Origin of the sequence: Megasphaera sp. An286 (genome assembly GCF_002163455.1) — a bacterium.
GTDB lineage: Bacteria > Bacillota > Negativicutes > Veillonellales > Megasphaeraceae > Megasphaera > Megasphaera stantonii.
Genome location: NZ_NFIY01000002.1, coordinates 1 through 18,193, shown reverse-complemented (window position 1 = coordinate 18,193; position 18,193 = coordinate 1). Strand labels below are relative to the sequence as shown.

General features: G+C 53.4%; 17 protein-coding genes. 16 read left to right on the top strand and 1 reads right to left on the bottom strand.

Features of this window, described 5'->3' with window-relative positions:
• Positions 1 to 238: 238 nt before the first annotated feature.
• From glyQ to amrS, 16 genes are all read left to right on the top strand, one after another.
• Entirely contained in the window at positions 239 to 1,117 is an 879-nt protein-coding gene (glyQ, locus tag B5F80_RS01320; protein WP_087477016.1) for a glycine--tRNA ligase subunit alpha, read from the top strand.
• Positions 1,118 to 3,166, top strand: coding sequence for a glycine--tRNA ligase subunit beta (glyS, locus tag B5F80_RS01315; protein ID WP_087477015.1), 2,049 nt, complete (start codon positions 1,118 to 1,120; stop codon positions 3,164 to 3,166).
• A 155-nt stretch (positions 3,167 to 3,321) separates the two neighbouring features.
• Entirely contained in the window at positions 3,322 to 3,885 is a 564-nt protein-coding gene (locus B5F80_RS01310; RefSeq protein WP_087477014.1) for a hypothetical protein, read from the top strand.
• A gap of 112 nt (positions 3,886 to 3,997) precedes the next feature.
• Complete coding sequence (locus tag B5F80_RS01305; RefSeq protein ID WP_087477013.1) at positions 3,998 to 4,924, top strand: DMT family transporter; 927 nt, start codon at positions 3,998 to 4,000, stop codon at positions 4,922 to 4,924.
• A 145-nt stretch (positions 4,925 to 5,069) separates the two neighbouring features.
• Positions 5,070 to 5,411 (top strand): 50S ribosomal protein L19, encoded by a 342-nt coding sequence (rplS, locus tag B5F80_RS01300; RefSeq protein WP_087477012.1) that lies wholly within the window; start codon positions 5,070 to 5,072, stop codon positions 5,409 to 5,411.
• Between the two features lie 140 nt (positions 5,412 to 5,551).
• Positions 5,552 to 6,823, top strand: a complete 1,272-nt coding sequence (locus tag B5F80_RS01295; protein ID WP_087477011.1) for a manganese-dependent inorganic pyrophosphatase — start codon at positions 5,552 to 5,554, stop codon at positions 6,821 to 6,823.
• 75 nt (positions 6,824 to 6,898) lie between these two features.
• Positions 6,899 to 9,100: a DNA helicase PcrA gene (gene pcrA / locus B5F80_RS01290; RefSeq protein WP_087477010.1), complete on the top strand. Its 2,202-nt coding sequence runs from the start codon at positions 6,899 to 6,901 to the stop codon at positions 9,098 to 9,100.
• Positions 9,101 to 9,121: 21 nt separating this feature from the next.
• Positions 9,122 to 10,522: a threonine/serine exporter family protein gene (locus B5F80_RS01285; protein WP_087477009.1), complete on the top strand. Its 1,401-nt coding sequence runs from the start codon at positions 9,122 to 9,124 to the stop codon at positions 10,520 to 10,522.
• Positions 10,523 to 10,549: 27 nt separating this feature from the next.
• The gene (gene ligA / locus B5F80_RS01280; protein WP_087477008.1) at positions 10,550 to 12,550 is read left to right on the top strand and encodes an NAD-dependent DNA ligase LigA; all 2,001 of its coding nucleotides are present in this window, start codon (positions 10,550 to 10,552) and stop codon (positions 12,548 to 12,550) included.
• Positions 12,551 to 12,775: 225 nt separating this feature from the next.
• Positions 12,776 to 13,219 (top strand): hypothetical protein, encoded by a 444-nt coding sequence (locus tag B5F80_RS01275; protein ID WP_087477007.1) that lies wholly within the window; start codon positions 12,776 to 12,778, stop codon positions 13,217 to 13,219.
• Positions 13,220 to 13,447: 228 nt separating this feature from the next.
• Entirely contained in the window at positions 13,448 to 13,858 is a 411-nt protein-coding gene (locus B5F80_RS01270; RefSeq protein WP_087477006.1) for a peptide deformylase, read from the top strand.
• 2 nt (positions 13,859 to 13,860) lie between these two features.
• Positions 13,861 to 14,469, top strand: coding sequence for a methyltransferase domain-containing protein (locus tag B5F80_RS01265; RefSeq protein WP_087477005.1), 609 nt, complete (start codon positions 13,861 to 13,863; stop codon positions 14,467 to 14,469).
• Positions 14,456 to 14,926 (top strand): DUF1653 domain-containing protein, encoded by a 471-nt coding sequence (locus tag B5F80_RS01260; protein WP_087477004.1) that lies wholly within the window; start codon positions 14,456 to 14,458, stop codon positions 14,924 to 14,926. Before B5F80_RS01265 ends, B5F80_RS01260 begins: the two co-directional genes overlap by 14 nt.
• The gene (locus B5F80_RS01255) at positions 14,910 to 15,179 is read left to right on the top strand and encodes a hypothetical protein (RefSeq protein WP_087477003.1); all 270 of its coding nucleotides are present in this window, start codon (positions 14,910 to 14,912) and stop codon (positions 15,177 to 15,179) included. Before B5F80_RS01260 ends, B5F80_RS01255 begins: the two co-directional genes overlap by 17 nt.
• 173 nt (positions 15,180 to 15,352) lie before the next feature.
• The gene (gene amrA, locus B5F80_RS01250; RefSeq protein ID WP_087477002.1) at positions 15,353 to 16,738 is read left to right on the top strand and encodes an AmmeMemoRadiSam system protein A; all 1,386 of its coding nucleotides are present in this window, start codon (positions 15,353 to 15,355) and stop codon (positions 16,736 to 16,738) included.
• Positions 16,738 to 17,604, top strand: coding sequence for an AmmeMemoRadiSam system radical SAM enzyme (gene amrS, locus B5F80_RS01245; RefSeq protein WP_087477001.1), 867 nt, complete (start codon positions 16,738 to 16,740; stop codon positions 17,602 to 17,604). Before amrA ends, amrS begins: the two co-directional genes overlap by 1 nt.
• A 57-nt stretch (positions 17,605 to 17,661) precedes the next feature.
• On the opposite strand, the gene B5F80_RS01240 is transcribed toward amrS, so the two are convergent.
• Positions 17,662 to 18,039 carry a PH domain-containing protein gene (locus B5F80_RS01240; protein WP_087477000.1) on the bottom strand — a complete coding sequence of 126 codons (378 nt, stop codon included), beginning with the start codon at positions 18,037 to 18,039 and terminating at the stop codon, positions 17,662 to 17,664.
• Between the last annotated feature and the right edge of the window lie 154 nt (positions 18,040 to 18,193).

Sequence of the window (18,193 nt, the reverse complement as noted above, 5' to 3'; positions counted from 1 at the left end):
CGATGCAGGAGAGGAAGTAAGCACGATGCCAGCGAGATAAGGACGGTGTGAGCTTATCGTTTGGTGCTGAAGGCGCTCCGAAGGCCGCGGCAGGAAGTCACCGCTAGGTGATGCGTATGGCCGGCAAATGAAGCGGGTCTTTCGACCAACCAGGGTGGAACCGCGGGTAATGGATACTCGTCCCTGTAACATTTCACGATGTTACAGGGACTTTTTGTATTATTAGGAGGGAAAACGAATGAATTTTCAGGATATGATTTCTGCTTTGAAAGAATTTTGGTCCTCCCAAGGCTGCATCATTTACGAACCCTATGATGTAGAAAAAGGGGCAGGCACCATGAATCCGGCTACGTTTCTGCGGACGCTCGGTCCCGAACCGTGGCACGTCGCCTACGTAGAACCGTCCCGCCGTCCTGCCGACGGCCGCTACGGCGACAACCCGAACCGCTTGTACCAGCATCATCAGTTCCAGGTCATCTGCAAGCCTTCGCCGGATAACATTCAGGAGCTGTATTTAAAGAGCCTGGAAACCTTGGGCATCAACCCGAAGGAACACGATATCCGCTTTGTCGAAGACAACTGGGAATCGCCGACCTTAGGCGCCTGGGGCCTCGGCTGGGAAGTCTGGCTCGACGGCATGGAAATCACGCAGTTTACGTACTTCCAGCAGGTAGGCGGCATCGACGTCGCTCCCGTTTCGTCGGAAATTACATACGGCATGGAACGTCTGGCCATGTACATTCAGGGCGTAGAAAACGTCTACGACTTGAAATGGAACGACGACGTGACGTACGGCGATATTTTCCATCAGAACGAAGTGGAACAGTCGACGTATTCCTTTGAATTGAGCGACTCCGATTTGCTGTTCCACCTCTTTGACCAGTATGAAAAAGAAGCTATGCGGGTCATTAAAGCCGGCTTCGTCATTCCGGCTTACGACTACGTGCTGAAATGTTCCCATACGTTTAACCTGCTCGACGCCCGCGGCGCTATCAGCGTCAGCGAACGGGCCGCCTTCATCGGCCGGGTCCGCAACATGGCCCGGGCCTGCGCCAAGGCCTATTTGGAACAGCGGGAAAAACTGGGCTTCCCCATGTTGAAAAAGGAGGAAAACTAAATGAGCAAAGACGTATTACTTGAAATCGGCACCGAAGAAATCCCGGCTCATTATATGCCGAGCGTCCTCTCGCAGGTACAGCAGCTGGCTGCTGATAAATTGAATAAAGCGAACATCGCCTATGAAGCTATCCGCGCCGTCGGAACGCCGCGCCGCGTAGCCCTCCTCGTCAAGAGCGTCGCGGAAAAGCAGGCCGATATTTCGTCGAAGAATAAAGGGCCGTCCGTCAAAATCGCTTACGACGGCGACGGCAATCCGACGAAGGCTGCCATGGGCTTTGCCCGGGGCCAGAAAATCGCCGTAGAAGACCTGGTCGTAGAAGACGGCTACGTCTACGCCAACGTCACCAGCATCGGCGCGGAAACGGCGGGCCTCTTGCCTGATATTTTGACCGGCATTATTACGGGATTGGGCTTCCCCAAGAGCATGCACTGGGGCTCTCTGGATTTCCATTTTGTCCGCCCGATCCGCTGGATTGTGGCCCTCTTCGGCGACGACGTCGTTCCCTTTGAATTAGCCGGCGTCAAATCCGGCCGGATAAGCCGCGGCCACCGCTTCCTCGGCACAGGCGATTTCGAAATTCCTTCTATGGCCGCCTATGAACGCACGGCGAAGGAACATTTCATCATCGTCGACCCGGAAGAACGAAAAGAACTGATCTTAGCAGGGCTGCAGAAGCTGGCCGATGAAAAAGGCGGCACGATCATCATGGACGACGACCTGCTGGAAGAAGTCATTTTCCTCGTCGAATACCCGACGGCCTTGTGCGGCGAATTTGACGAAGACTACCTGAAGCTGCCCGAAGCGGCGATCATCACGCCGATGAAGGACCACCAGCGGTATTTCCCCATGCGCGACAAGGATGGCAAGCTCATGAACCTGTTCCTGACGGTTCGCAACGGCGACGACTACCATCTGGAAACGGTGCAGCACGGCAACGAACGGGTACTCCGGGCCCGCCTTGACGACGCCAAGTTCTTCTTTGAAGAAGACAAGAAGCATAAGCTCGTCGATTACGTAGAAAAATTGAAGAAAATCGTCTTCCAGGACGGCCTCGGCACGCTGTACGATAAGGCCCTGCGCCTGGAACAGATCACGGTGTTCCTCAATCAGAAATTAGATCTCGGCTTGTCCGACGAAGCCTTGAAGCGGGCGTCCCTGCTGGCTAAGGCCGACCTGGCTACGCAGATGGTCATGGAATTTACGGAATTGCAGGGCGTCATGGGCAAGGAATACGCCATGATCGACGGCGAAGGAGAAGACGTCGCCGAAGCCCTTACGGAACAGTATCAGCCGCGCTTTGCCGGCGACGAACTGCCGCAGACTGATATGGGCAAGGTCCTCGGCCTGGCTGATAAATTCGACACCATTACGGGCATGTTCAGCCGGGGCTTCATCCCGACGGGCTCCCAGGACCCCTTCGCGCTGCGCCGTCAGACTATCGGCGTCCTGAACATCCTCATGGATGCCGGCTGGAACCTGAACTGCCATGAAGTATTCGCCTTCGTCCTCGACCTTCTCCAGGTGGATAAGGACAAACAGATGGAAGTCATGGGCCAGCTCAACGATTACTTCGTCCTGCGCCTGAAAAACATCTTCCAGGACAAGGGTGTGGATTACCATATCATCGACTGTGTCCTCAGCGACGATACGCTCAACGCTGCCAAGGCCGCCCGCCGCGCCCAGGCCCTCATCGACGCCGACCTCATGGGCAAGACGGAACTGCTCCAGGCCTTTACCCGCGTAGGCAACATGATCAAGGATGCGGAAGACACGACTGTCGACGCTTCCTTGTTTGAAACGGACGAAGAAAAGGCGCTGTACGCCGCCTGCCAGGCTATGGAATCGGGATTGGCCCAGGCGTACGCCGTTTACGATTACGCCGCTGCGGCTGATATCCTGTCCGAAGGCATCGGCGCTATCAACGATTTCCTCGACAACGTCCTCGTCATGCATGAAAATGCGGCCGTAAAGGAAAACCGCATCCACCTGCTGACCTTGACGTACAGCCTCATCAGCCCCATCGGCGACATCAAGAAGCTGTCGTAAGGCTATTGTCACAGCTTCTTTACAATTAGGCATGGACGAGCGTCCTTCCTTGTGTTTTAAAATTTATATGTGATATAATACATAGCAGGTGCGGTCTATTCCCGCATCTGCTATTGCCTTATGAAAATAAGCTTGGCGTAAAGGAGTGACTGCTTATGAATATGAAAAAAATCACCTTAGTACTGGCGGGTATCGCATGCGTGGCCGGTTCGACGTCGTTTGCCGCCGACACCATGACGATTAAGAGCTCAAATAGAGACAGCTATGCGGAAGTATTAGTATATAAAGCCAAAGACGGCGACTACTATCAATATTACAACAGCATGTACGGCTACGTCGTCGATATCCCGAAATCGGCTACCCAGGCCGATATGAACGAAGGCGGCGACGGCTGCTATTTCCAGGATCCGAAGGACGACGCCTTGTTTATGACTTACGCGGCGAAAAATGCCCTGAATTTCTCCATCGACGAATTATGCAACATGGATATCGGCGTCAACGGCTCGCCTGAGCTGACCATGAACGTGCGCACAAAAAACAGCTATGCCATCGCCTGGACGGACGGCGCGAAATCGTATTATCATGAATTGTTCTTAAACGAAAAGAATCAGACCTACACGGCCTTTTCCGTCGTATATCCGACAGAAAAGAAAGATAAATACGACAAGATCATTTCCCACATGACGCGCAGCTTTGTGCCGAACGGCGTAAAGATGTAACAGGGCGCGGAAGCGCGTAAACGGGCATGCCTGAAACAGAAGAGGGCGTGCCCTTTTTTGTGCGCCTGCACTTTTTTGCGCGCTTGCAAGGGAAGAAGAGAGGAGACTGGACGTGGCACATTCTGCGACAAAAGGCCATATAGCGGCGCTGCTGACCGTATTTATTTGGGGGACTACCTTTATATCGACGAAGGTCCTGCTGGCTGATTTTCAGCCTGTAGAAATTTTATTCTTCCGCTTTGTCATGGCCTATACCGTGCTGTGGTGCTGCTGTCCCCGGTGGTTTCACATGTCGGGATGGCGGGAAGAGGCGACCTTTGCCGCCGCGGGATTTACGGGAATCTGTTTGTATTATTTATTGGAAAACATCGCCCTGACCTATACGATGGCGTCGAACGTCGGCGTCATTTGTTCCGTATCGCCCTTTTTTACGGCCATGCTGGCGGCTGTATTCATCAAATCGGAGAAGCCCCTGACGCCGCAGTTTTTCATTGGATTTTTTCTGGCCATCGCCGGTATCTGCCTGATCAGCTTCAACGGCTCGGCGATGGAGCTCAACCCGCTGGGCGACATGCTGGCCGTGCTGGCCGCCGTCGTATGGGCCTGCTATTCCATTTTAATTAAGAAGATCAGCCGTTTTGACTATCCCGTCCTCTTGACGACGCGGCGGACCTTTTTCTACGGCATATTGTGGATGATTCCGGCCTTATATCTCTTTGACTTTCAATGGGCGCCGGCCCGCTTTGCCGACGGGATCGTCATCTTCAACCTCCTGTTCTTGGGGCTGGGGGCGTCGGCCTTGTGCTTCGTTACCTGGAGCAGCGCCGTGGCGATCCTGGGGGCTGTGAAGACCAGCGTCTACATTTATTTGCTGCCCGTCGTCACGGTGGCCACGTCGGCTGTCGTCCTCCGGGAACCGGTTACGACGATGACCGTCGCCGGCACGGCATTGACCTTGCTGGGGCTGGCCTTGTCGGAGGGGAAATTAGGCCGGGCGGCCCATGATAAAATAGAACATGTACATGCGAAATCAGAATAACAGAAAAGCGAAGGCCTTTCTTGAAATGCCCTGTGTAACATGCTATAATTATTTTCGTTAATTTAGGCAGTCCTCTGTTCGTTTTACGATTGTCGTGTGTTGGGCGGCAACGGGGAACACGAATGTCTTATAGGAGGAAAAAAAGATGAATATTATCAGCGTACTTGAACAAGAACAGCTTCGCAGCGACATTCCTGCATTCCGCCCTGGCGACACCGTCAAGGTTCATGTAAAGGTTGTCGAAGGTAACCGCGAACGTATCCAGATTTTTGAAGGCGTCGTCATCGGCCGTCAGAACGGCGGTGTCCGCGAAACCTTCACCGTTCGCCGCATTTCCTATGGCGTAGGCGTAGAACGTACTTTCCTGGTACATTCCCCGCGTCTGGCTAAAATCGAAGTCGTTCGCCGCGGTATCGTTCGCCGTGCAAAACTGAACTACCTCCGCGGTCTGACAGGCAAAGCTGCCCGTATTCGCGAACGTCGGTAATTCCCAAGCAAGAACACATAAAACAAGGATTGGATATATTCCAGTCCTTGTTTTTTTACTAGATACCGCGTCCGGCATATGATATAATATATTGAGTGCCAATCTAATGAAAGTCATAATTATGAATGAGGTGATGTATTGTGGCAAAACAGATTTTTGTTACAGGACATAAAAATCCGGATACGGATTCGATTTGTTCTTCCATTGCATTTGCAAAATTACAGCAATTAAAAGGCGTCGACGCAGTCGCTGTCCGCGCCGGTGACATCAATAAAGAAACGGCTTACGCCCTGGATTACTTCCACGTAGAAGCGCAGCCCCTGGTCAAAGATTTTTACGTAAAGGTCGGCGAAGCGGTCCGCAAGGACGTCGAAGCTCTGCCGTACAGCGCCAGCCTGAAGGACGCGGCGAAATGGTTTGCCGATCACGACAGCGACGTAGCGCCTGTTGCGGAAAACGGCAATTTTGTCGGCGTATTGTATAAGTCCAGCTTAGCCGGCGAATTCGTCAAGACTGTATTGGGCGAAGAACTGAGCACGGTAAAGCGCCTGGTGCAGGACGCCGCTACGATATTCAGCACGTCGGACAACGGCCATGACGTTCCGGCTGAAGGCCGCTACGTCGTCGTCGACGACGGCAAGTACGTCGGCATGGTCTGCGCAGACTGCGTAGCCGCCGTAGAAAAGAGAAAAGTCATGCTCGTCGACCACAACGAAAAGAAGCAGATCATCGACGGCATCGACGAAGCTGAAATCATCAGCGTTGTAGACCATCACCGCATCGGCGGCACCTTGGCGACGGAAGGCCCGATTTTCATTTTGTTCCAGCCCGTCGGCTGCACGGCTACGATCGTAACGTCCCTGTACGAACAGGCAAACATCGCTATTCCGAAGGAAATCGCAGGCCTGCTCCTGTCGGCCGTTATTTCCGACACCGTATTGTTCCGCTCGCCGACCTGCACCCAGCAGGATCGGGAAACGGCTGAAAAGCTGGCCGCCATTGCCGGCGTAGACCTGCAGGCTTACGGCATGGACATGCTGAAAGCCGGCGCCAACGTATCCGATTTGACGCCGGACCAGATTGCCCAGAACGACATGAAGGAATTCTCCGACGGCAGCGTAACCTTTACGATTTCCCAGGTACAGGTCATGGACACGACGGATTTGCTCGAACAGAAGCAGGTCCTTCTCAACGCGTTGGAAAAAATGCGTTCGGCTAAAAACTACGCCGCTTCGTTCCTCATGATTACGAGCATTATCGACGAATCGACGAACCTCATTTTCGCCGGCAACATGGACGCCGTCGTAGGCAAGGCCTTTGCCAAGGACGTTCTCGACAAGGAAGTATACCTGCCCGGTGTTATGAGCCGTAAGAAGCAGATCGTCCCGCAGATTTTGGCAGCTCTGAAATAAGCCTTTACCCGTATATGAACCAAAGCCTCATCTTCCCGGTGAGGCTTTTTTACTGATTATGGCAAAGGAGTTTGTATGAATCCTATTTTAGATACATTGAACGACCGGCAGCTCGAAGCGGTGCAGCTGACCGAAGGGCCGCTGCTCATCACGGCCGGCGCCGGGTCGGGGAAGACGAAGGTACTGACCTGCCGCATTGCCTACCTGCTGGAGAAGGGCGTGTCGCCTTATGCCATCCTGGCGATTACCTTCACCAATAAGGCGGCCAAGGAAATGCGGGAACGAGTGGAAAAGCTGGTCGGCCCGCGGGCTGAAAGCATGTGGATCAGCACCTTCCATTCGTTCTGCGCCAAATTGCTGCGCTTTGAAATCGACGGCCGCTTCGGCTATACCCGAAATTTTACGATTTACGATACGACAGACCAGATGACCCTTATTAAGGATTGCCTGAAGCAGGTCAATCTGGATGACAAGCAGTTTCCGCCCCGGTCCGTCCTGGGGACGATTTCGTCGGCGAAGAACGCCCTGATGGACGCCTATGAATTTACCGGCCGGGCCGGCGATTTCTATGCCCAGAAAGTCGCCGAGGTATATACGCTGTATGAAAAGAAGCTGAAGGAAAACAACGCTATGGACTTCGATGACCTGCTGCGCCTGGCCGTGCGCCTGCTGCAGGAGCACGAAGACGTGCGGGAAAAATACCAGAACCGCTTTCAGTATATCCTCGTCGACGAATACCAGGATACGAACCACGCCCAATACACGCTGACGAAGCTGCTGTCCCAGAAATGGCGAAACATCTGCGTCGTCGGCGACGCGGATCAGAGCATTTACGCATGGCGCGGCGCGGACATCCGCAATATCATCGACTTTACGCGGGACTATCCCGACGCGGCGTCTATCAAGCTGGAACAGAACTACCGCTCGACGAAGACCATTTTGAATGCCGCCAACGCCGTCATCGACAACAACGAAAGCCGGCCGAAGAAGGTGCTGTGGACGGAAAATCCGGCAGGCAATAAAATCATCCATTACCATGCCCAGACGGAGCATGACGAAGCTGATTACGTCGCCGGCGTCATTTACAACCGCCACGAAATCGGAAATGAGCCCTACGGCGACATGGCGATTTTATTCCGTACCAACTCCCAGTCCCGCGTGCTGGAAGAAAAGCTCATGCGCTACGCCATTCCTTACACGATGGTCGGCGGGACGAAGTTCTACGACCGCAAGGAAATTAAAGACGTCATCGCTTACCTACGCCTGCTGTACAACCCCGAAGACAGCCTGAGCCTCATGCGGGTTATCAACGTGCCGAAGCGAAATATCGGCGCGACGACGATAGAACATCTGGCCGACTACGCCGAGCAGAACGGCATTTCCCTCTTTGAAGCCTTGTCGTCGACAGACGATATCCCGGCCATTACGAAACGGGCCAGAACGTCGCTGGAAGAGTTTTCCGTCATGATCTTCGAGCTGCTCAATCACGTCGACGAATGGGACGTACAGACCCTTATCGAAGAGACCATCAAGCAGTCCGGCTACGGGGCCATGCTTGATAAAGACGCTGAACACGACGTGCAGGGTGAAAGCCGCAAAGAAAATGTCGGCGAGTTCCTTTCCGTTGCCAAGGATTACATGGACTCCAATCCCCAAGGGAATCTGCAGGATTTTCTGGAAAATATCGCCCTGGTCAGCGACGTTGACGAATTTGAGGGCAGCGATTCCAAGGTGACGCTTATGACGCTGCACGCCGCGAAAGGGTTGGAATTTCCCGTCGTCTTCCTCGTCGGCCTCGACGAAGGCTTGTTCCCACACAGCCGCACCCTCATGGATTCGTCTCAGATAGAAGAAGAACGCCGCCTGGCCTACGTCGGTATTACGCGGGCCGAGCGGCAGCTGTACGTGACCAACGCTTCGACGCGGACGATGTACGGCCGCATATCGGCGTATTTGCCGAGCCGTTTCTTAAACGAAATCCCAGCGGAGCTCATAGAAGAATTCCGCCGCAAGACGGCTATGCCTCAGCAGCCGGCGTCCGTGCCGGGGCGGCAGCGCGTATCGATTCTGTCCAAGCCCGTGGCGACGACGCTGCCGAAAAAGCATGCCGTCGACACGTCCTTTGCCGCCGGAGATAAGGTTCGCCATAAGATTTGGGGCATAGGCACCGTCCTGGAGGTCATCGGCGAAGGGCAGAACATGCAGATGAAGATACAATTTCCGACGAAAGGCGTCCGGCAGGTCGTCGTCAAGTACGCACCGCTGGAAAAGGCTTAGCAGGAAGCGAGGAGACAGACTATGACCAAGGGCTTGGAAACGGCCATGTCGTCTATCGACATTTGTTCGGCCAGACAAGCTACGATTAAGGATAAAATGGAAATGGTGCTGGATATCGGCCAGCTGCTCATGGAGAGCGGCGGCGATTCGAAGAGCATCGTCAGGGATATGCTGCGGGCGGCGGCCTATTTAGGGCTGCATTGGAAGCATTTGAACTTCCACATGACCTATACGACGATTATGGCCAATTACGACAGCGAGAAGAAATCCTATACAGTGTTTCGGAAATGCCGCATTCACGGCATCAACATGACGACGATTGCCGACGTCAGCCAGCTGTCCTGGCGAGCCTTGGAACAGAAATATGAAACGGGAACCTTCAAGGCCGACTTGGAAGCCATGAAGGAAAAAAGTACGCGCCGCCATTATCCCCAGTGGGCGACGTCGCTGGCAGCGGGCATTGCCTGCGGCGGGTTCTGCAAATTATTCGGCTGCGACTGGGTTGCCTTTGTCTATACGGCGCTGGCTGCCTGCATCGGCTTCTGGGTGCGCCACGGCTGCAACCGCTTCGGCGTCAACCCCTACATCAGCATTGCCGCGTCGGCGTGCATCGCGACGGCTGCGGCCTATTGGACGCAGGTACTGCCGGGATCGGCAACGCCATGGTTTCCCATGATTGCCTGCATGCTGTTTCTCGTGCCGGGCGTGCCGCTCATCAACTCCTTTGACGACCTCATGAACAACTACATCGTATCAGGCATGACCCGGGCCATGAACACGATGCTCGTCGTCCTGGCTATGACCTTCGGTATCGTCGGGGCCATCAGCCTGTGCCAGATTCCGGCCTATTCGACGTACGACATCGTGCCTGACAGCATCTACGGTTCTCAGGCCATCGCCGCAGCACTGGCGGCCATGGGGTTTTCCGTCATCTTCAATATCCCGCCGCGCCTGCTGCCCGTCGCCGGCATCGGCGCCGTCATGGCCGTCGGCACGCGGAATATCCTGGCAATCGGCTTTGATGTTCCCATGGCCTGGGCCTCATTTTGGGGGGCAGCCCTCATCAGCATCGTCGGTTTCAAGCTTGCCGGCCGCCTTCGCACCCCCAGGTCCGTCGTAACCGTCCCGGCCGTCATTCCCATGATTCCGGGCGTCTTCATGTACCGCCTGCTCATCGGCATTTTTTATATTCCCTCCCTGGACCCGCAGGGGCTGCTCACGGCCATACAAAGCGGCGTTCAGGCCTTTATGATTATCCTGGCCATCGCCTTGGGCGCGACGATTCCCGACATGATCGCCCACCAGTTTATCGAGCGGTCGAAGCACCAGCGTCTCTGCCATCTGCTGGCCGTTGCCCGTTCCGGCGAGGACAGCGCCTTTGAAATCGAAACGGATATAGACCAGGCCAGCAACTTGAAATAGCTGCGCATATTTTTACAGGAGGCACGTATGGATGATGTAAAGCAAAAAGCACGTCTCTTAGAGCTGCGTCACATAATTGATGAACTGAGCTATCAGTATTATACCTTGGATAAACCGACTGTAACAGACTACGAGTACGACATGATGTACCGCGAATTGGAAACGATTGAAAAGGCCCATCCCGAATGGGTGACGCCCGATTCGCCGACACAGCGCGTCGGATCGAAGATTTCCGGCGGCTTTGAAAAATATACGCACGACCAGCCCATGCTCAGCTTAGGCGACGTGTTCAACGACGCCGAGCTCATGGAATTTGACCAGCGCGTCCGCAATGATTTAGGCGGCGAAGAGCTGGAATACGTCGTCGAGCTGAAAATCGACGGGCTGGCAGTCAACCTCATTTACGAGCACGGCCAATTCGTCCGCGGCGTTACCCGCGGCGACGGACGGGTCGGCGAAGACATTACGAACAACGTCCGTACCATCCGGACGATTCCGCTGCGCATCGACAACGATTCGCCTCATATTGAAATCCGAGGCGAAGTGTACATGCCTATCGAGTCCTTTGCCCAGCTCAACGCCCAGCGCCGCGACGACGAGCTGGAGCCCTTTGCCAATCCCCGCAACGCCGCGGCCGGCTCGCTGCGCCAGCTCGATCCGCGCATTACGGCTCAGCGCAAGCTGGCGTTTTTCGCTTATGCCTTGGGCGGCAACGTCGGCGTGGAAATCCGCAGCCAGGAAGAACTGCTTGCAGACCTAAAGGCCTTTCGCTTCCAGGTCAATCCGGAATACTGCAAATGCAGGACTATGGAAGAAGTCATCGCCTATATCCACAGCTGGGATGAAAAGCGCGATACCTTGCCCTACGCGACGGACGGCATGGTCGTCAAGGTCAACTCCTTCGCCCAGCAGGAACGGCTGGGAAACACCGTCAAGATTCCCCGCTGGGCCATCGCCTATAAATTCCCGCCGGAACAGGCGAAGACCAAGGTGCTGGGAATTTCCGTTTCCCTCGGCCGGACGGGCGTCCTGACGCCGGCGGCAGATCTTAAGCCCGTTCATTTAGCCGGCACGACGGTCAAGAGGGCGACGCTGCATAACGAAGACTATATTAAGGAAAAGGACATCCGCATCGGCGATACGGTCATTATCCAGAAGGCCGGCGAAATCATTCCCGAAGTCGTACGGGCCGTCGTATCGGAACGGGACGGCTCCGAACGGGAATTCGTCATGCCCAGCACCTGTCCGAGCTGCGGCGGTCCCGTCGTGCGCAAGGAGGGGGAAGCGGCGACGCGCTGCATTAATCCCGATTGCCCGGCTGTCGTCGGTGAGAAAATCGCCCACTTTGTGTCGCGCAACGCCATGAACATCGACGGCTTAGGCGACGCCATCGTGCAGCAGCTGCTGCAGAACCACTTGATTCACGACGTGTCCGACATCTACACGCTGAAAAAAGAAGACCTCGTCGAGCTTGAAGGCTTCGGTGAAAAATCGGCGGACAACCTGCTTAAAGCTGTTGAAGCCAGCAAATCCGTCGGCTTGGCCCGCATCCTCTTCGCCCTAGGCATCCGCTTCGTCGGCGCCAAAGCTGGCCGTATTCTGGCCGAATGCTTCGGCTCTATCGAGGCCCTCATGGCCGCGTCGGCAGACGACTTGACGGCTATCGATGAAATCGGCCCGCGCATTGCCGAAAGCGTCGTCGCTTATTTTGGTGATGAAAAGAACCGCAGCCTCGTAGGCAAGCTTGCGTCGTACGGCGTTGACATGACCGCGGAAAAACGCCAGCTCATCAACACATCCTTCGACGGAGAAATCGTCGTCCTGACCGGCAAGCTCCAGACCATGACCCGGAAGGAAGCGGAACAAGCCGTAGAATCCCGCGGCGGCAAATGTACCTCGTCGGTTACGAAAAAGACGACCCTCGTCGTCATCGGCGCCGATCCCGGCAGTAAATACGAAAAAGCCCGTCAATTAGGAACCCATATCATCACCGAAGAAGAATTCCAGGACTGGCTGTTTAGAGAATAGAATATATCAGTAAAAGAACGCAGCCCCTATAGTATGGGGGCTGTTTTCTTTGTGCGCTGTGAAATGTTAAGTAGTTTATGGTTTAGTAAATCGTGATTGACTAAAATATAACTAATGGTATATTAATCATATGAAGAAGTTTATTGAATTATAAATAAAGCATAAGCACTTGTTTATCAATGTATATGATATAAATAATATATATCAGTAAGGGGTGAAGCCTTCATGGGACATGAATTCTTACGTTATGTATATAATGAAAATATTTACAACATACAGGATAAATTTACGCGCTTGTTTATAAAGCAAGGAACGATGGGCGGTGGGAACACACAATATGGAATTTGTATTGATGAAAACATAGAAGGTCAATACCGTAGGCCGTGGGAGTATTGGTACAGAAAACCAAATTGCGCAATTAGCGTCGAAGAAGATTGTTCTGAGGCTTTACTTGAATGGATATTTGGTACATTCAATGTGAAAAATGAAAATGAAGCATATGATACAGCAAGCCGCCAGGGTGAGTTTGAACATTGGGGAGAGAATATCTATCCAGTTGCCGTTATGGATGATTTCTTGAGAAATGTGTATGAAGTATATAAAAATCTGATATGTCATCCTGAAAAATACGTACGAAGATACTATTCTGAACCAATTGCGGGTAATTGAATTATATGACATATCGGATAATAGGGGCATTTTATTTGATAAATTATATAAAAGCAGTTATGATATTCAATGTGAGTTTTTGATCCAACATATTGGGATTATTACAGATTTTTATCTGGCCTTTTATAAAGCTTTGACAGAGGTACGAAATGCTGAGCCGCAAGCTGTAAAATTTGTAATCAGCGGCCCATGATAATAAAAAATTAAAAGAATTAGAGGAACTTGACTATGATTAAACCAATCGTAAGAGATATATTCTTTTTAGGACAAAAGGCTGAACGGGCTGTTAAAGCCGATATGGCTGTTGGCCGGGATTTATTGGATACGCTGCAGGCGAATTGCGATCGGTGCGTAGGCATGGCGGCGAATATGATCGGTGTGCGGAAGGCTGTCATTGTCGTTCATATGGGCGCGGCCGATGTTGTCATGTTTAATCCCGTCGTGCTGAAGAAGGAAGGACCCTATGAGGCGGAAGAAGGGTGTCTGTCGTTGGACGGCGTCCGCAAGACGACGCGGTATGAGTATATCGAAGTGGAATTTTACGATATGAGCTGGAAGAAGCGGCGGCAGAAACTGCGCGGCCTGCCGGCTCAGATTTGCCAGCACGAGCTGGACCACTTGGAAGGGATATTGATTTGACGATGACCGATAGCGAATGGGATAAACTGTTGCAGATTAAGACGACGGGGCGGGACGATACCCACGCCGACGTGTACCGCTACCCTTATGAGCCGACGCCCTATTCGGTGCTGGAGCGGCTGGCTAATGCCGGTTATATCCGCAAGGGGAATACTCTTCTCGATTACGGATGCGGCAAGGGACGGGTCGATTTCTTCCTGTCTTGGCAGACGCGTTGTCATTCTATTGGCGTCGAGTACGACGAGCGGATTTACGAAAAGGCGATAGAGAACCTAACGTCAGGAACTGCTTCGAGACGAGTATCCTTCTTGCTGGCTAATGCCGAGCACTTTGCCGTGCCGGAGGAAGTAGACCGCATTTACTTTTTCAATCCTTTTTCCCTGCAAATCCTGCAGAAGGCCATGAGCCGTATTCTGGCATCGTATTATGCCGCGCCGCGGGACATACTGCTGTTTTTCTATTACCCCTCCGATGAGTATATGGCTTATTTGCTGGCTACTGACGGGCTGACGGTGTTTGATGAAATCGATTGCCGCGACTTGGAAGGAAACAACGAGCGGGAGCGGATTGTTATATTTGCATTGAAAGGAATGGATTATGGGGAAGATTAAAATTATACAGAGATACATAGAGGATGACGCCGGCTATGCCTTTGGCGATGTCTTTGACGTTGCCGCTGCGGGGGACGAAGGCGTGACGATTGTCACTGCTTCAGGCAAAACCGTTTCCCTGCGCCGCGGCGACTACATAGAGGTTGCGACAGAGCCGGAGCCGCCGAAAGAGGATGTGCCCGTACGGGATATCTGCGCTGGCGACATCGTGCGCCATTTTAAGCGGGAATGGGTGTCAGCTGACACATCAGAATATTTGTATAAGGTGCTGGCCTTTGCCCAACATACGGAGTCGGGCGAGCGCCTTGTTGTGTATCAGGCCTTATACGCGCCCTTTAAGATATGCGCCCGGCCGTACGCCATGTTCATGAGCGAAGTAGATCATGACAAGTATCCCGCGGCGTCGCAGAAATACCGTTTTGAGAAAGTGGAGGCGGCTCATGGCGACGAAGACTGATGAATTATACGAGCTCCTGCTGAGCAAGGGATATCCCCAGCCCTTTTGTCAGGAAATTGCCTATCATACGCTGAACACGGATTTTACGGCGATGCGGATGATTGGTTATTTATATCGGGTCAGCGAGCCGAGTCTGGAAATGGTCGTCGACGAGATGCTGGCTATTGTCAGCGACAGGGACCGTCTGATTCGGAAGAAGGAAACGGAACGGGCGCAGGCAGTTATCAACGATGTGTATACGAACGGTTTATAAGGAAATCGACAGAGAGCTTGTGGAAACGCAGGCTCTTTTTTGCGTCGCAGTCGGACAGCAGTTGTAGACTGGCCGTGTTGTGGATTATAATAAAATAAAAAAGTCCTGCTGTATATGTCGATTGTATACGGCAAGACGTGGTGACGAGTACATGTTGCAGGGAGGGATGTAGTATGGCAATGTTAGGTGCAATCATGGTTCCCCATCCGCCCCTCATTATTCCGGAGGTCGGGCGAGGACAGGAACGGGGGATTCAGGCGACGATACAGGCATATCATGAAGCGGCCAAGAGGCTGGCGGCGTGGAAGCCCGATATGGTCGTCGTCTTGTCGCCTCATTCGGTCATGTATGCCGATTATTTTCATATTTCGCCGGGCCGCGGGGCGCAGGGGAATTTCGGGGCCTTCCGGGCTCCCCAAGTAGAAATCAAGGTGCAGTATGATACAGAATTCGTCGATATGCTGTCCCGCAAGGCGGCGGGCTGCGGTGTTTCGGCCGGTACCCTGGGCGAACGGGACAGCAGTCTGGATCACGGGACGATGATTCCCCTTTGGTTTCTGAATCAGTATTACGAAGGATACCGAACGGTGCGCATCGGCCTGTCGGGCCTGCCCTTTTCCCAGCACTATAAGCTGGGCCAGTGCATTCAAAAAACGGCGGAGCTATTAGAGCGGCGCATTGCGGTCATCGCCAGCGGCGATTTATCCCATAAGCTCAAAGACGACGGCCCGTACGGTTTTCAGGCCGAAGGGCCTGTATACGACTCGGAAATCATGGACATCATGGGAAGGGGCGACTTTGGCCGTCTTTTCGATTTGTCCGAAGATTTTTGCGCCAAGGCGGCGGAATGCGGTCAGCGCTCCTTCGTCATCATGTCTGGGGCATTAGACAGCCTGGCTGTCAAAGCCGAAAGACTGTCTTATGAAGGGCCTTTCGGCGTGGGATACGGCGTCTGCGTGTATGAAACGGAAGGGGCTGCGCCGCAGCGCGATTTCCTGCGTCAGTATGAAGAACGAGTCTGCGCTCAGGCTGCCCGGCGGAAAGAGGCGGAAGACGCGTACGTGCGCCTGGCACGGCAGACCATAGAAACGTACATACGGACGGGCAAAAAAATCAGCGTGCCTGACGGACTTCCTGACGAAATGTATGCCAACCGGGCTGGCGTATTCGTTTCCCTAAAAGAAGAAGGGGCTCTGCGGGGCTGTATCGGCACGATTGGGCCGGTACGAAACAGCATCGCTGAGGAAATCATCGAAAATGCCGTCAGCGCGTCGACGAAGGACCCGCGGTTTCATGCTGTAAGGGAAGATGAATTAGAGCGGCTGGAATACAGCGTCGACGTGCTTAGCCCAGCTGAAATCATCGCATCAGAAGAAGAACTGGACGTACGGCGGTACGGCGTCATCGTGACCAAAGGCAGCCGGAGAGGGCTGCTCCTGCCCAATCTGGAGGGCGTTGATACGGTACAGGCACAGGTGGCCATTGCCAAGCGCAAAGCCGGCATCTCCGCCGACGAGGACGTACAGCTGGAACGGTTTGAGGTGGTGAGACACTATTGATGACGAACACTACGCTGTCCCAAAGAGCGCGGGGAGAAGGCCTGCTTCACTGTCCCGTCTGTCCCCATCACTGCACGTTGGCTGAAGGCCAGTACGGCCGCTGCCGGGCCCGGAAGAGAGAACAAAACCGTATTGTCAGCGTCAATTACGGCAAGATTACGTCTCTTATGCTGGATCCCATCGAGAAGAAGCCCTTGCGCCGGTTTTATCCCGGCAGCATGATCCTTTCCATCGGCACCTTCGGCTGCAATTTAGCCTGCCCGTTTTGCCAAAACCACGAAATCTCCATGGCCGGCCAGGCCGACGTTCCCTGGCGGGAGATTACGCCGGTACAGCTGGCGGCCTTGGCCGAGGCGTACCGAAGCCACGGAAATATGGGTATCGCCTTTACGTACAACGAGCCTCTCGTAGGCTATGAATTTGTCCGCAACACGGCGCGGCTGGTTCATGAGCGGGGCATGAAGAACGTCATGGTGACTAATGGTTTTGCCGAACTGCCCGTATTGGAAGAGCTGCTGCCCTATATAGACGCGATGAATATCGACTTGAAGGGATTTTCCGACGAGTATTACCAGAAGCTGGGCGGAAATCTGGAAACGGTTAAGGCGTTTATCGCCAGAGCAGCCCGGGACTGCCACGTCGAGCTGACGACGCTGATCGTTCCCGGTGAAAACGACGGCGAAGACGAAATGGAAGCCGAAGCGAAATGGATTGCGTCGCTGGACGCAGACATCCCCCTTCACGTTACCCGCTTTTTCCCGCAGTACCGCCTGACCGACCGGGGGCCGACGAAGGTAGAAACAGTATATCGCCTGAGGGATATTGCCGGAACGTATTTGTCCCATGTGTATACGGGAAATTGCTGAAATGCGCTCATATAAAACAGAGGCCTGCTACAAGCAGGCCTCTTTGCACGTATCAGATTAAAAAATGTATTGCGCCAGCAGTTGTTGCAGCGCATAGATGTTCAGGCTCTTGTTGAACCGCTTGCACAACGGCTCCGTGCCCATGCCGGAAATCCAGATTTTCAGCTCGGCGTCTAAATCGAAGTGGCCGGCGGTCTCGATGCTGAAATGGGTAATACTTTTATAGGGAATCGAGAGGTATTCCGTCTTTTTCCCGGTCAATCCCTGCACGTCGACGAGAATGAGCCGCTTATCCGTAAAGATAAACAAATCGCGAATCAGCCGGTAGGCGTGCTCAATGCGCTCGCCCGGCGCCAAAAACTTGGCATAGTCCTCGCGGATTTCATCAATGTTTATTTCCGACGCATTGCCCAGCATTTCACTAAAAAATCCCATGATACATCCTCCTTTGGCATGACAAAACGAAACAGTATATGCTTATGGTTAATTGTAAAATGAATTTGAACAGGTAATCAAAAAAACAAAAATCCATAGTGAAGCTTCATGTTAAAATGGTTTTGCGAGAAATCATCAACAAAGGAGCAATCAC